Genomic DNA, 14,310 nt, shown 5'->3' with positions numbered 1-14,310 from the left:
TTTTCGAGTCGGGCGGTTAAGAAATACAACATGTCCTGCGCGATGGCTGCCCTGTCGGCTAACCCTTTGACGAGACGGCCGAACAATGGTTGATCTCAACCCCGAAATGAACCCGGGAAACGGCAGCGACAGGGGCGGAACGATGAACGGTGCGGAAAGTCTGGTGCGGACATTGGTCGCAGGCGGCGTGGACGTCTGCTTCACCAACCCCGGCACCTCGGAAATGCATTTTGTCGCCGCACTCGACCGCGTCGAGGGCATGCGCTGCGTGCTCGGCCTGTTCGAGGGCGTGGTGACGGGCGCGGCCGACGGCTATTTCCGCATGAAGGGCACGCCGGCCTCGACGTTGCTGCATCTCGGCCCCGGCCTGGCCAACGGTCTCGCCAATCTGCACAACGCCAAGAAGGCCAATTCCGGCATCGTCAACATCGTCGGCCAGCACGCCACCTATCACATCGGCTACAACGCGCCTTTGACCTCCGACATCGAGGGGCTGGCGCGGCCGATGTCGGCCTGGGTGCGCACCTCGCCGGATGCCAAGTCCGTCGCCGCCGACGGCGCGGCCGCCATTGCCGCCGCCAGGAGCTCGCCGCCGCAGGTCGCGACGCTCATCCTGCCCGCCGACACCGCCTGGAACGAGGCGGACGGCATTGCGCAGGTCAACGGCGAGACGCAGCGCGCCAATTATTCCGCGCAAGCCGTCGATCATGCCGCAAAGGTGCTGCGCAATGGCGGCGGCTCGCAGAACCTGTTGCTGCTCACCGGCAGCGCGCTCACCGAAAAGGGCCTCGCGCTGGCGCAGCAGATCGCCGGCAAGACCGGCTGCAAGGTGATGGGCCAGACCTATAATCCCAGGATGGCGCGCGGCCGCGGCCGCTACGCCATCGACCGCATTCCCTATGTGATCGAGCAGGCGTTGCCGATCCTGAAGGACTTCAAGAACATCCTGCTGGTCGAGGCCAACGATCCCGTGGCCTTCTTCGCCTATCCGAACAAGCCGAGCATGTTGAAGCCCGAGGGCTGCGAGGTGCATCGCGTCACGGGCGGCGGCGAGAATTCCGTCGCAGCGCTGGAAGCGCTGGCCCATGCGCTCGGCGCCAGGCCGGCGGACGTGGTGCCGCAGAAGCCGATGGACATCGCCAAGCCGACCGGTCCCCTGAACCACGCCAATATCGCGCAGGCGATCGCCATGGCGATCCCGGAAAATGCCATCGTGGTGGACGAGTCCATCACCACCGGCCGGCAGTTCTTCCCGCCGACCGCGGCCGCCAAGCCGCACGACTGGCTGCAGAACATGGGCGGCTCGATCGGCTTCTCGCCGCCGGTGGCGACTGGCGCGGCGGTTGCATGTCCCGACCGCAAGGTGATCTGCATGGTCGGCGACGGTTCCTCGATGTACACGATCCAGGCTTTGTGGACGCAGGCGCGCGAAAGCCTCAACGTTGTCACGATTGTGTTCGCAAATCGCATCTACCAGATTCTGCGCGGCGAGTTCGACGGGGTCGGCGCCGGCGAGCCCGGCCAGCGTGCGATGGACATGCTGAGGATCGACCGGCCGACCATCGATTTCGTCGCGCTCGCCAGGGGCATGGGCGTCCCCGGGCGCGCGGTGACGACGGCGGACGAGTTCAACAAGGCGCTGGAAGAAGCCATGGCCGAACCCGGTCCGCGGCTGATCGAGGTGCAGATGTAGCGCGGGGCGCACTTGCCCGCGCCAATTGGGGAAGTTGATGCGGGCGGAGCTTGAGAAGGTCGTCAGGGCGATCGAGCAATTCTACGCGAGCGAGGGCGTGCTGTTCGACAAGGATCTCGGCGAGCGCACGCTGACGCACCGGATGGCGGTGCACCTGGAACGGCAGTTCGACGGCTGGGAGGTCGACTGCGACTACAACCGCCTCGGCGAGCGGCTGCTGAAACTGCCGCACGGCACGATCATTTCGACCGACGATGAGCTCGGCAAGTCGATCTTCCCCGACATCGCCGTGCATCGCCGCGCGGTGCCGGAGAACCTGCTGGTCGTGGAGGTGCGGAAGGCGACCAACCACCAGCCGATCGAGCACGATCACCACAAGCTGCGCGGACTGACCGACCCGCATCTGTGGTTCGCCTACCGCATCGGCGTGCTGCTGGTGCTGGCCAAGGGCAAGGTGAAGTCGTCCGACGTCTATCTCGGCGGCATCATCGACCGCGAGCTGTCCGACTGGTTCGCCGGCCGACTGCGGGAGTTGGGTCTGGCGTAGTGGCGCAGGGCGGATTGGCGAGAGCGTAATCCGCCGACACCTGCGAGAAACGGCGGATTACGCCTTCGGCTAATCCGCCCTACGGATCGTCATCCTGGGAGGGATCATGATGAAATTCACCGCATCGATCGTCGCAACGCTGTTGCTGGCTGCTCCCGCCTTCGCGCAGGCGCCCTCGATGGACGCGACGCTGCAGGCGCTGCTCGCCCATCCCAAGGTCGTCAAGACGCTCGACGACATCAGGGCCGACGACGCCCGTGCGCTGGAAGAGCAGAAGCGCATCACCGAAATCCCGGCGCCGCCGTTCAAGGAGAAAGTCCGCGCCGAATATTATCTGAAGCGGATGCAGGAGCTCGGCTTCAAGGACGCCGCCATCGACAGCGAGGGCAACGTGGTCGCCTTGCGCAAGGGAACGGGCGGCGGCCGGCCCAAGCTCGTGGTGTCGGCGCATCTCGACACCGTGTTTCCCGACGACGTCGACGTCACCGTGAAGGAGAAGGACGGCGTCATCACAGCGCCGGGGATCGGCGATGACTCGCGCGGCCTTGCCGCGCTGCTGTCGCTGGTCAAGGCGATGAACGAAAACGCCATTGCCACCGTCGGCGATCTCCTGGTCGTCGGCACCGTCGGCGAGGAAGAGCTCGGCAATCTCCGCGGCGTCAAGGCGCTGTTCAGGGACCACAAGGACATCGACGGCTTCATTTCGATCGACGGGCTCGGCATCAGCCGGGTCGTCAACCAGTCCACCGGCAGCCATCGCTACGAGATGGTCTTCAAGGGCCCGGGCGGGCATTCCTTCCAGGAGTTCGGCCTGCCCAGCGCCATCCACGCCATGGGCCGCGCGATCGCCAAAATCTCGGAGCTGCGGCCGCCGGCCGAGCCGCGCACCACCTTCACCGTCGGCACCGTCCGCGGCGGCACCTCGGTGAATGCGATCGCGGCGGAAGCCCGCATGGCGGTCGACATGCGCTCCAACGATACCGCCGAGCTGCTCAGGCTCGAGGAGAAATTGCTGGCGCTGGTCAGGCAGGCGGTCGCCGAAGAGAACGCGCGCTGGAACACCGACAAGATGACGGTGGAGATCAAGCTGATCGGCGACCGGCCCGCGGGCATCGTGTCCCTGGATGCGCCGATCGTACAGGCGACGCAGCGCGCGGTCTCAGCCATCGCCCGCGGCCCGCGCGTCACCTTCGCGGGCTCCTCGACCGATTCCAACATCGCGATGTCGCTGGGCATTCCCGCCGTCACCATCGGCGGCGGCGGCGAGGGCGGCAACTGGCATTCGCGCAACGAATGGTACAAGCCGACCGATGCCTGGATGGGTCCGCAGAACGCGCTGCTCACGGTGCTGATGCTTGCCGGACTCGACGGCGTGACCAGGCCGGCGCTGGCGGTGAGGCAGAAGTAGCTAGCGCTGCGCCGCGCGCCGCAGGCCCGCCAGCGCGACGCCGAGCCTGCGTCCGAACAGCAGGCCGATCACCACCAGCAGGCACCAGACCGGCAGGAAGAAGAAGGTGAGGATGCCGGCATCCTCGGGCTCGCTTTCCAGCAGCCATTTGACGATGCCCACGGGAGCAAAGAGCCCGACCGCGCCGCCGATGCCGGTCATGATCCAGATCATGATTTTCTGCGGCGACATCTATTTCCGGAACAGCACGAGGGCTTCGCGACAGAGATTGGCAAAGGCGATCATCAGCGCGCTGCCGAGCACGAACATGGCGAAGCGGTGATAGTCGTCCGTGGTGAGCGGCTCGAATTCGAAATAGGGCGGCATGAACGCCCACCACACGACCGGAATGGTCAGGAGCGTTGCAAAGACACCCGCCGGCGCGCCGGCCAGCAGGGTGGCGATGAGGATGGCGGGGAAGAAGGAGGCGAAATAGAGCTTGGTGCCAAACACCACGAAAACTTCCTGGATCGATGCGGCGAGCACGATCATCAGCAGCGCCGCCAGGAACGCCGACGGCGACCACGGCCTCACTCTCAGGATCACATCGCGCATCAAGCGCCCCCGCTATCCTACTGCGTCACAAGCGTCCCAACTCCTCATCCTGAGGAGCCCGCGGAGCGGGCGTCTCGAAGGATGTAGGCCACAGGCGGGGCCTCATGGTTCGAGACGCGCGGAGCCTGTCATCGGGCCGCGCTGCGCGCGGACCCGTTGGCGCTCCTCACCATGAGGGGCTTATGCCGCAGCAAGGCTGTCCTCGCTCGGGAACAAACTACCGGAGTACAGTTGGAAACGGAAGCCTCCGCAGAGCCTGACCGGGAAAGCAACCAGTGGCCCTAAGGTCTTTCTAACCACTTGAAACTGAGTCAGTTTTCGTCATGGCCGGGCATAGCCGTCCGAAGGACGGCGTCGGTTTTGCTCGCCTATGCCCGGCCATCCACGTTCTTTCTCGCTGATGGAGACAAAGACGTGGATGCCCGGCACAAGGCCGGGCATGACAACGGTTGGTGTGGCTCCGGCGGCCGCCTTGCGCTGCAAGACAGCCCCTGTAATCTCATGGAAAACATGGGGAAAAAACACCGATGGGGGGAGTTCTGGCGGGGGTGCGGGTGCTCGATTTCGGGCGCTATATCGCCGGCCCCTATTGCGCGACATTGCTGGCCGAGTTCGGCGCCGAGGTCATCCGCGTGGAGAAGCGCGACGGCAGCGAGGACCGCTTCGTGGCGCCGGTCGGCAGCGGCGGCGAGGGCGCGCTGTTCCTGCAGATCAACCGCAACAAGAAGTGTATCACCCTCGATCCGATGAAGGCCGAAGGCCAGGAGGTGATGCGCCGGCTGGTTGCGACCGCCGACGTCGTCGTCGCCAATCTGCCGCCGCAGACCCTGCGCGCGATGAAGCTCGACTACGACTCCTTGAAGGCGATCAAGCCCGACATCATCCTGACCACGGCAACGGCGTTCGGCGGGCCGGGGCCCTGGTCCGACCGCGTCGGCTTCGACGGCGTCGGCCAGGTCATGTCCGGCTCGGTGTACATGACCGGCGCCGGCGATCCGCCCTACCGGGCCGCGGTGAACTGGGTCGATTTCGGCACCGCGCTGCATTGTGCGTTCGGCACGCTCGCCGCCCTGATCGAGCGCGGCAAGAGCGGCCGCGGCCAGATCGTCGAGGGCGCGCTATTGGCAACCGCCTTGTCCTTCACCAACGCCACGCTGATCGAGCAGGCCGTCATTGCCGCGAACCGCGTCCCGACCGGCAATCTCGGCCAGACCGCCGCGCCCGCCGACATCTACCGCACCAAAGACGGCTGGGTGCTGTGCCAGGTGACGGGCCATCCGCTGTTCATCCGCTGGGCCCGGTTGATGGGCGAGGAGAAGGAGTGGCTGGAGGATCCCCGCTTTGCCGACGACCTCAAGCGCGGCGAGAACGGCCCAATCATCAGCGCGCGGATGGCGCGCTGGTGTGCCGAGCGCACCACGCAGGAAGCCGTGGACACGCTGGGCAACGCAATGATTCCGGCCGGACCGGTGCTGAGCCCGCAACAGGCGCTCGATCATCCGCACATCCGCGCCGCCGGCTTCCTGCAGGACGTCGACTATCCCGGCCTGCCGAAAGCCGCACCCGTCGCCCGCGCCGCGGTCCGCCTGTCGGAAACCCCGGGCGAAATCGCGGCGCGTCCCCCGACACTCGGCGAGCATACCGATGTGGTGCTGGCGGAGCTCGGGTATGGCGCGGCGGAGATTGCGGCGCTGAGGCGAGGCGGGGTGATTTAGGGCTACAGTGTTACCCTCATGGTGAGGAGCGCGCTCTTGCGCGCGTCTCCGGACGATGCTTCGCATCGCCGGGTGAAACATGAGGCCACAGACGGGCCTGCATCCTTCGAGACGCCCGCTTTGCGGGCTCCTCAGGATGAGGGGTTAGAGCCGCGTGTGACGCAGCCCCGCCAGACCCGGTTAACATACCCTCCACCAAGAGCCGTTACCGTCATGAACTCGCCTCATTACGGCGAACATGTAGCGTCGTTTCGGGAACCGTGCCGCGGAGTTGGGGGCAAATGAAAGCCTGGCAGGTCATCTGCATCGTGGGTGCGATCGCATCCACGGGAATTTACCTGGCTGCCGCAAACAGTCCGGTCGCGACCGCGCCGGACGCGGCGCCGGAAACGGCTGTGCAGGCCGCGATGCCCGAAGCGGTCGTGAAGTCCGTGATGCCTCTGCTCTCCGCCGCCGTGCCGCGGGAGGCATCCGCCGGAGCTGAAACGGCGCTGGCAGGACCCGGCTCGGTGACCGGATCGGTCTCCGGACCGTTGATCGCGCGAGCCGAAATCGCCGGCCATTCCATCGGGCCAAGACTGGCGGCGCTGAACACCCACGATGTCGCCCTACCGGTGCCGGCAACGCGCAATGCGTCCGGCGATGCCGCCAAAGACGCCTCCAGCCCGGCGCCGGCGGCGCAGGATTTCCAGTATCTCATCTACTACGTCTGGTCCGAACTGCCGCCCGCCGAGAAGCCGGCGCAGACCGTCCTGAATTCATGGAAGGACATTCCGGTCGGAACGCCGGTCGAGGAGATCAAGCGCGCGTCCGACGCGTTCGGTCTCGATTTCAATTTCATGAAAGCGGTGGCGAAGATCGAGTCCAATTTCAACCCCAATCAACGCACCGGGTCCTATATCGGCGTGTTCCAGCTCAGCGAATACGAGTTCGGCAAGTTCGGCGCCGGCCAAATTCGCAATCCCCGCGACAATGCGGTGGCCGCCGCCTACAAGGTCATCACCGAAGGCATCCTGTTCGAGTGGGTGACGCGCCGCAAGCCGGACCTGAGCGATCTCTATTTGATCCACCAGCAGGGCTGGGAAGGCGCCGCCGAGCACATCAGCCGGCCCGATCGCATCGCCTGGAAATCCATGTGCGCCACCCGCGAAGGCCGGGAGAAGGGCGAGAAGTGGTGCAGGCGCGCGATCTGGGGCAACACCCTGCCGGTCCTCAAGAAGGAATGGAAATCGGTGGAGAACGTGACGTCGGCGGCGTTCGTCGGCATGTGGCGCGCGCGGGTTGCCGAATTCCGCACGAAATACATGGCCACCGCCGCCGCCGAAGGCGCGAAGCCGTAAGTTTCCGTCGGTGGTTTGGTCCAGTCCGTAGTCCGTAGGATGGGTAGAGCGTAGCGAAACCCATCAATTCCTTGCACGGACGATGATGGGTTTCGCTACGCTCTACCCATCCTACGACTGGTGGCGCAGTCTTGGAACCCTCATGGTGAGGAGCGCGAAGCGCGTCTCGAACCATGAGGCCACAGACGGGCCTGCATCCTTCGAGACGCGCGCGCTGCGCGCTCCTCAGGATGAGGAATTAAAGCGCAAAGCGCGGCCCGATGCCTTCACCATGAGGGGAGTCGTCCCGCTCTACTCGACGTAAGCCTGGCACTCGATCTCGACCTTCATGCGCGGATCGACCAGCCCCTTCACCTCGACGAGCGTGGAGGCCGGCAGGTTCTCGCCGAAATAGGCGATGCGGCGCGGGTTGATTTTCGGCCGTTCCGTGATGTCGGTCATGAAAACCTGCACCTTGACGACATGCTCCGGCCCGGCGCCGGCCGCCTTCAGGCACTTGTCCATCGCCGCGATGGCGATGTCGAACTGGGCAACGACGTCGGACGGTATGCTGCCGTCCTGCGCCGCGCCGACGACGCCGGCCACCCAGACGTGCGGGCCTGCGCGGGTCACGTGGCAATAATGGCTGACCGGCTTCGGAACGTCGGGAACGATGATGCGCTGGATTTTCGGCATGGGTCCGTCCTCGGAAAATTCGGGAGCGATGCCGCAGGCTAGTTCCTGTTGGCCCTGTCGGCCAGCACGTCATGGCCGCAGGCGCCGGCACAGGGCCGGCGTGGTGCGCGAGGTGGTGCCAGCGAAAGGCAGGCAGCCGTCGCTATTCCCGGGGTTTCCCTGATTTCGCCTTCTTTTCCTATCGGAAGTTGCCGCAATCGCAGGGCAAGGTAGCGAACATATCGGCGCGTCGGGGGGCGACCATGAGCAACTACCAGTTCTATCTGTTGGACCGCCAGGGCCGGACAGCACGGCCGCCGCGAATAGCGCCATTCATGGATGATGCAGCAGCGTTGGCCGAAGCGCGGAAGGCGCTCGGCGACCAGACGATCGAGATCTGGCAGGGCGAGCGCTGCGTGGCGACCCTGCTGCATATGCAGAAGGCCGCGTAGGCCGGGCATCGGCAAAATCAATTCGATTTGTCCCGCGCTTGCCGACGATCTCAAGCGTGGCGAGAACGGCCCTGTCGTCAGCGCGCAACAGCCGCTCGATCACCCGCACATCCGCGCCGCCGGTTCCTTGTCGAATATCCCGGCCTGCCGAAATCCGCGCCGGTCGCCCGCGCCGCCGTCCGGCTGTCGGAAGCATCGGGCGAAATAGCGACGCGCCCACCGACGCTCAGCGAGCTTACGGATGTTGTGCTGGCGGGACTTGGGTATGACGCGGGTGAGATTGAGGGGTTGAGGCGAGGCGGCGTGATTTAGTTAGAACAGCATGTCGCATGCAGAAACACCTTCGAAAAGATTTTCACGGAAAGCCGGTCATTATCGGCTTGCCGGCGCCGTTCGATCCTGGAAATTGATAGCCCATCTCGGTGACCGTGCTCACAACCGCACATGCCAGTTCGGCGACGTGTCGCTGCAATTGTCTTAGCATAGCAATGTCGACCGAGGTTTCGAAAACGCCTTGCTTTTTGTCGACATAGAATGGGAGTGAGCGTCCCTGCTGGTCGGGTGGCCTCCAGGATGCATGACAGATAGTGTTTCGCCAGACAGTGGCTTCACGAAGCTTAGCCAACAGGTCGTCAAGATACGCAGGCGCGTTCTGATGGGCGCGCGCGTGCCTACCATACGACGCAATCAGGCTGCCAAGCGCGTCAACGAGCGCCTTTTCCAAAGTCGGAAGCCAATTGGCGTATTCGGCTTCAATCTTATCGGGAGCGAACTCACGGGTTGCCGTAAATGCGAAGATGGCTCTTCCCAAGACCTCCTCAAGAAAACCGAATGTAGCGACGGCGCGTCCCACAGCCTCCCAGAATGCTCCATCATGCCGTTGCGTTGGGAAATCCACTGGCAGTCGGTCGACGTCGACAACGAACGCCTTGATCTGGGGATTACTCATCTTGCGTTCCTTAGAATTTCCCTTTGTTATCGCGGAAGCAGAGGCAAGGCGATGCGATTTTGTGAGGGATTGGATGCTGTAACTTTAGCCCTTGAAGCTCAGTTCTTAATCGTGCTGTTGCAGAATGGATGGGCGAGTTGAGCGTTCTCCAAGACTCCTAAGCCGCCATCCTCCTTACGTACGACATGGTCGATTTGTATCGAGTTGAAATGCAGCAGGGCCTTGCAAATCCGACATCTTGGAGCGCCAACAATCGCGTCGCGCAAAAACGTGGCGGATTTCGTTTCTCGGCTGAATTGCCCAGAACTGGTTTCGACCAATCTTTCATCTGGCGTCAGGAACGAGAATTCCTTGTCTCTACGAAGAGCTTCCAGAATTGTAGCGTTGTCGTGCCCATTGACCATGGCCTCATACACCCTCACGTAAAGGTTTTTGAGCCTTTGAAATCCTTTGGCACCACTGCCGATCTTGACCGTTACTTGATTGGAGAAACTCTTATTCTCCAGAATGAATCGCTCGAAACGTTCACGCACGTCGGTAAATTGCACGAAGGCGTCCTGCTTCTCGAATTCTCTAATCAGTTCGACGACCGCTAGAAACGCCGTAGGCTGATGACGACCTGTAGCGCTGTAGAAATATACAGCAGGATGCAATCCGAGTGACGACGCATGAAGCCCTGTTATTCGATTGATAATCTTTCGAGTGCTTCTTAGAAATTTGATGGTCTCGCTTCCATCGCCGTCGGGAGGCGGTGGCAGATCAAGGAGCTTCTTGTTGCCTTTGGTCACGTCTAGCACGGGCTGGCTATTTGCTAGATTGACCATCTCAAATATCAGCGGCAACGTTGGACTGCTGTATCCCCGCCCGGCTACAGGCAGGTCGAGAGTCTTGATCGGAGTTTCGATCGGCGGGTGGAAGAGTAGTCGGTACAACTCACGTCCCATTTCCTCGATTTCGGCCTTCGTCTTATCTCCGAACTCCGACCAGTATTCGTGACCTGTTGAGTTCCGAGTGATGACCCGTGCGGCAATCGCGTTGGCTGCCTTTCGCGCTCGGATGATCCTTAGCTCCGTAGGATCGATCGCGGTGGCGGCCTGGTTGATCTTGAAGAAGGAATTCTCCGCTTTCAGGGAGTCAGTATTTCGTATCCATTGCAGATCGAGAGAGAGGCTTGCCAGTCGTCTCGCCCTTTGAAGGACTTCCGGCTTCGCCCTATCCGGATGTTCAACAGCAAATACGTGCTCGCTGTAAGAGCCTATTGAGCCGTCGATGATTTCTCGGGTCTTCTTAGCTGCTTTGACCTGCTCGGGCGGGATATCGTTCTTTGAGAATATCCGAGAAGTATCGCCATCTCCGTAATCATCCTGCACCCAAGCGATGAGAGCGCTCAGCCTATGCGCTCCATCGATCACAAAAACCGTCTCGCCGGCGGCCCACAGAATAATTGCCGGGACCAAATCTCCATCCAAAAACGTCTTAACGAAGTCCTGGATCTTTTGCGGTGACCAATTTGCAGTCTCTCTTTGAAAATCGGGTTTTCGAAGAGCCAAGTACATAAATGCCTTGGGCTCGATATCTGTGATTGCTATCTTGTCTCGACGGCTATAGTCCGCGCTACCGCTTTTCACCTGGAAATCGTCGCGCGGGATCAGCGCGTCCAAATTGACGATACTTGTGGCCATGTTGGCTCCCAACCGCTTTAAAGCCGCACTCTAGGTTGCCGAGCGGCAGTTTTAAAGCTTGAGCGCCAGATTTGCGTTGCACAAATGGACTATCCCACAGCCTTGGCCAAACCCAAGGAGGCAAGCATACAGTAGCGAGCACTAGTGATCGATGGTTTCGAATAACGGAATTTGCATGAAGGAATATTTCGCTCTACGAGAATGCTGATTGTCGTTAAACGCGCCCCGTCCCGCACCCTCTGGAGGGGCGCTGCGCATCGTCACGTAACGTACGAGATGCGATGGACGCGAGCCGGCGTAAAGGCGGTCTTCCGCCGATGAGGCGCCTCTCGCGGACGGCGAAGTCGTGTGGTCCCGGCGCCGCGTCCCGTGCAGCTATCCCTGGATGATGGCACCGTGCCATTGATTTGCCCGACGTGTCAATTGTATTCTGAAAAGACGAAAGCCCCTAATGTCGGCAGCCGTCGGCTACTTTGCATGGGGTTGTTTTCGATATTTTTGTTCAGCGGGCTCACCGCCACCGGTTCACGAGCCACAGCGCACCCCACGATCCCAGTAGCGTAATCGCCATCTGGCCGGCGAGCGTGACGGACATCTGGGGGCCTGCCGCGGCCGCCAGCGACGAAGACCCATCCATGAACGGGACGAGGAGTATCACCATCGCCATGCCGCCGAGGGGGCGACCAGAAAGGCACCGACGAACGAGATGACGATGTTCACGATCCAGCCGGGCACACCCCGCCTCTTCGTCCACGCCTCGTGGATCGCGACAGCCAGTGTGCCGGCGAGAACAGCCGTCGCGATCACCAGCGCTCCGCCGACGCTGTCGAGCGGTATGGCGCCGGTCCCTTGCAGCAGCAGGATGCCGATCACGGCAACCAGCACGATGTATATCACGAGGTTCGTCCCTGCTGCTCGGCTGGTGGCGTGCGTGTCCACGGCACCGCGGGGCCGTTGCGCTTGAATGAGATTGCCTTGGAAGGGGCGGAGGAATGGTGGACGCACAAGGGATCGAACCTTGGACCTCTCCCGTGTGAACCACAATCCGTAGACTCTAGCCAACCTGAGCCAGCCATAGTAAAAAGGTGGAGAAGTCTTTATAGTGCAGGTACTTTCGCCACATGCGGCCATAATAGGCCATAGCTGACCTTACTACATTTTGTATGCCCCCGCTGTGCCCCCGCGTCATCTTCCCTTGGGGCACACAAATCGGGGAGGGTCTGTGCCCCCTCTGTCCTCCAAGGGGCGGCCTTCCACGCTGGTGTGCCCCGAGGCGGCAAAAGCGAAGGAAAGTCAATGACCACTTTCCCTTCGCTTGGATGATCCGGGCGGCTACGGGGCACACCGTGACAGGGAGCGCAGGGATAATGACGGAGCCGACCAACCAGTTGACACTCACCGATGCAGTGATCCGCAACGCCACCCTGCCACCGGGTAAGGCGCACCATTATCTCCACGACGACAAGCTGCCCGGCCTCGCCCTGCGCATGCGCGCCACCGGCGGCCGGACCTGGGTCTACCTTTTCACCAAGCCTGGGATGAGAGGCACCCAACGCAAGACCCTGGGCGCATGGCCCAAATTCAACGAGAAGGCAGCACGCAAGGCCGCTACCATCGCCGCTGGCGAGGTGGTCATAGGGGTCGATCCAAACGACGCCAAGCGCGAGGCCAAGCGACAACAGTTGGCTGAGAAGCAGTGCACCACGCTGGCGACCCTGATCATTGAAGATGGGCCCTACGAAACGTCCCTGACCGGACGCCAGGTCGTCAACTGGAAACCGGCAATGTCGGCGCTGCGACGGGGTCTTAAGGATCACTTCGATCTCGCCATTGCCGAGCTGACCCGACGGCAAATCATGGCGGCAGTCGACAAGATCGCCAAAACCGGTAAGCGCGGTGCAGCCAAGGACTTGCGCAAGCACGTGCACACCCTCCTCGAATGGTGCGTCGCTGAAGGTTACGTCGAGCACAACGTGCTCGCCGGCTATCGCGCGCCCAAGGAAACCCGTGCGCAGAGGGTCGGACGCCGAACGAAGGGCCGCGCACTGACCGATGAAGAAATCATCAAGGTCTGGCACGCATCCGGCAAGCTCGGGGCATTTGGGCAACTAACACGCATGTGCCTGCTCGGTGGCCCGCGCCGTAGCGAGCCAACCATGATCGAGTGGCGAAAGCACATCATGGATGACCGCATCACCTTCGATGCGGCATGGACCAAAATGGGCCTGCACCACGACGTGCCGCGTACTCACCTCGTTGACGAGGTGCTTGCGGCCGCAAAACATTTCCAGCGCGCGACGTCCGACTATGTCTTCCCGTCACCGAAGACCGGTGGCCAGATGTCGGGCTTCACCAGGATGGTCAATCGTTTGGTCAAAGAAGCGGGTGTCGCCAAGTTCACCATGCATGACTTAAGGCGCAGCTTGCGCACCGTCATGTCACGCTGCGGCTACGACAACGAAATCCAGCGGCTGTGTGTCGGGCAAAAGCCGCGTGGAATCGATCAGGTCTACAATCACGACGAACAGTGGATCATCCGCAAGATGGCGTTCGAAGCGGCTCATGATTACATCGCGGAGTTGGTCGGCGCGAAACGGGTCGGCAAGGTCGTGCGCCTGCAGCGGACGAATCCGCTCGATCCCATCAAGGCCGAGCTGCTCGGCCGTCTCCGCGAGCATTATGCGGCTGGGTCGGCGTAGTGGTCTTATCGCATCTGGCCAGATAATCGCGCACCGCATCGACACGATAGAGCGGGCGGCCATCGACGTAGCGCCATTTCAGCGGGTGGTTGGGATCGCGCCGCCACTGCTCTAGCGCTCCGGGCGTGCGTCGGATAACCGCGGCCGCCTCGAGTGCGGTCAAATTAGAGCTGCCCGGCAGCGTGTCGATATCGAACGTCGCGGGCGGCGGCATGCCACGATTCTTGCGGCGGCGGTTCGTGGAGAGCGGCATTTTCCGACTACGTGGCGTCCCAAATGCCTCGATCCGAGTTTTTTCGTCCTTGCCGCCCATGCCTCCGCCCCGAACCACGATCGGTCTGAGGCAATAACATCGTAGGCTTCTCCAGCAAGAAAGAGATCTAGAGCGCAGGTATGGCTTCTGGGTAGCCGTGGCGTACAAATGGGACGAATGGCACCTCCTTTGCTGCGAGGTTGACGAGCAACTGTGCATTTTATATGTAAAAATTCGCAAATTTTGCGATTTGTCTTGCCTATAATATCTATTTTTGCTTCAGATTTGTGTATTATAAGTGCGATAGTTCCCATTTTTCGTGAA

Annotated in this window: 14 protein-coding genes; 7 read left to right on the top strand and 7 right to left on the bottom strand. The window is 62.1% G+C overall.

Annotation, left to right across the window (positions count from 1 at the left end; all coding sequences use genetic code 11):
• Nucleotides 1-142 precede the first annotated feature (142 nt).
• From HZB49_RS27065 to HZB49_RS27055, 3 genes are all read left to right on the top strand, one after another.
• Entirely contained in the window at nucleotides 143-1,693 is a 1,551-nt protein-coding gene (locus HZB49_RS27065) for an acetolactate synthase large subunit (RefSeq protein WP_291617022.1), read from the top strand.
• Nucleotides 1,694-1,730: 37 nt separating this feature from the next.
• The gene (locus tag HZB49_RS27060) at nucleotides 1,731-2,240 is read left to right on the top strand and encodes a hypothetical protein (protein ID WP_291617020.1); all 510 of its coding nucleotides are present in this window, start codon (nucleotides 1,731-1,733) and stop codon (nucleotides 2,238-2,240) included.
• Between the two features lie 106 nt (nucleotides 2,241-2,346).
• A complete protein-coding gene (locus HZB49_RS27055; protein WP_291617018.1) occupies nucleotides 2,347-3,648 on the top strand; it encodes a M20/M25/M40 family metallo-hydrolase in 1,302 nt (433 codons plus the stop codon).
• Here HZB49_RS27055 and HZB49_RS27050 read toward each other — a convergent pair whose 3' ends face one another.
• Both HZB49_RS27050 and HZB49_RS27045 read right to left on the bottom strand, forming a co-directional pair.
• Nucleotides 3,649-3,879 (bottom strand): hypothetical protein, encoded by a 231-nt coding sequence (locus tag HZB49_RS27050; protein WP_291617016.1) that lies wholly within the window; start codon nucleotides 3,877-3,879, stop codon nucleotides 3,649-3,651.
• The gene (locus HZB49_RS27045; protein ID WP_291617014.1) at nucleotides 3,880-4,242 is read right to left on the bottom strand and encodes a DUF4118 domain-containing protein; all 363 of its coding nucleotides are present in this window, start codon (nucleotides 4,240-4,242) and stop codon (nucleotides 3,880-3,882) included.
• A 527-nt stretch (nucleotides 4,243-4,769) separates the two neighbouring features.
• Between HZB49_RS27045 and HZB49_RS27040 the strand changes: the two genes are divergently transcribed.
• Together HZB49_RS27040 and HZB49_RS27035 are read left to right on the top strand one after the other, a co-directional pair.
• Nucleotides 4,770-5,957, top strand: a complete 1,188-nt coding sequence (locus HZB49_RS27040) for a CoA transferase (RefSeq protein ID WP_291617012.1) — start codon at nucleotides 4,770-4,772, stop codon at nucleotides 5,955-5,957.
• 281 nt (nucleotides 5,958-6,238) lie between these two features.
• Complete coding sequence (locus tag HZB49_RS27035; RefSeq protein ID WP_291617010.1) at nucleotides 6,239-7,297, top strand: transglycosylase; 1,059 nt, start codon at nucleotides 6,239-6,241, stop codon at nucleotides 7,295-7,297.
• 291 nt (nucleotides 7,298-7,588) lie between these two features.
• On the opposite strand, the gene HZB49_RS27030 is transcribed toward HZB49_RS27035, so the two are convergent.
• Nucleotides 7,589-7,972, bottom strand: a complete 384-nt coding sequence (locus HZB49_RS27030) for a Rid family hydrolase (RefSeq protein ID WP_291617008.1) — start codon at nucleotides 7,970-7,972, stop codon at nucleotides 7,589-7,591.
• A gap of 242 nt (nucleotides 7,973-8,214) precedes the next feature.
• Here HZB49_RS27030 and HZB49_RS27025 point away from each other — a divergent pair, with 242 nt between their 5' ends.
• Nucleotides 8,215-8,403 carry a hypothetical protein gene (locus HZB49_RS27025; protein WP_291617006.1) on the top strand — a complete coding sequence of 63 codons (189 nt, stop codon included), beginning with the start codon at nucleotides 8,215-8,217 and terminating at the stop codon, nucleotides 8,401-8,403.
• A 355-nt stretch (nucleotides 8,404-8,758) separates the two neighbouring features.
• Here the strand turns inward: HZB49_RS27025 and HZB49_RS27020 are convergent, their stop codons facing one another.
• From HZB49_RS27020 to HZB49_RS27010, 3 genes are all read right to left on the bottom strand, one after another.
• Complete coding sequence (locus HZB49_RS27020) at nucleotides 8,759-9,352, bottom strand: hypothetical protein (RefSeq protein ID WP_291617005.1); 594 nt, start codon at nucleotides 9,350-9,352, stop codon at nucleotides 8,759-8,761.
• Nucleotides 9,353-9,450: 98 nt separating this feature from the next.
• Nucleotides 9,451-11,034, bottom strand: coding sequence for a DUF262 domain-containing protein (locus tag HZB49_RS27015; RefSeq protein WP_291617002.1), 1,584 nt, complete (start codon nucleotides 11,032-11,034; stop codon nucleotides 9,451-9,453).
• Between the two features lie 654 nt (nucleotides 11,035-11,688).
• On the bottom strand, nucleotides 11,689-11,931 hold the full coding sequence (locus tag HZB49_RS27010; RefSeq protein WP_291617000.1) for a hypothetical protein: 243 nt from the start codon (nucleotides 11,929-11,931) through the stop codon (nucleotides 11,689-11,691).
• Between the two features lie 470 nt (nucleotides 11,932-12,401).
• Between HZB49_RS27010 and HZB49_RS27005 the strand changes: the two genes are divergently transcribed.
• The gene (locus tag HZB49_RS27005; RefSeq protein WP_291616997.1) at nucleotides 12,402-13,733 is read left to right on the top strand and encodes an integrase arm-type DNA-binding domain-containing protein; all 1,332 of its coding nucleotides are present in this window, start codon (nucleotides 12,402-12,404) and stop codon (nucleotides 13,731-13,733) included.
• Here the strand turns inward: HZB49_RS27005 and HZB49_RS27000 are convergent.
• On the bottom strand, nucleotides 13,678-14,046 hold the full coding sequence (locus HZB49_RS27000; RefSeq protein WP_291616995.1) for a hypothetical protein: 369 nt from the start codon (nucleotides 14,044-14,046) through the stop codon (nucleotides 13,678-13,680). The two genes, HZB49_RS27005 and HZB49_RS27000, sit on opposite strands and share 56 nt — an antisense overlap.
• Between the last annotated feature and the right edge of the window lie 264 nt (nucleotides 14,047-14,310).

Origin of the sequence: Bradyrhizobium sp. (genome assembly GCF_016219575.1) — a bacterium.
GTDB lineage: Bacteria > Pseudomonadota > Alphaproteobacteria > Rhizobiales > Xanthobacteraceae > Bradyrhizobium.
Note: the sequence above shows the minus strand (reverse complement) of the source record. Positions and strands in the feature narration are given on the sequence as shown.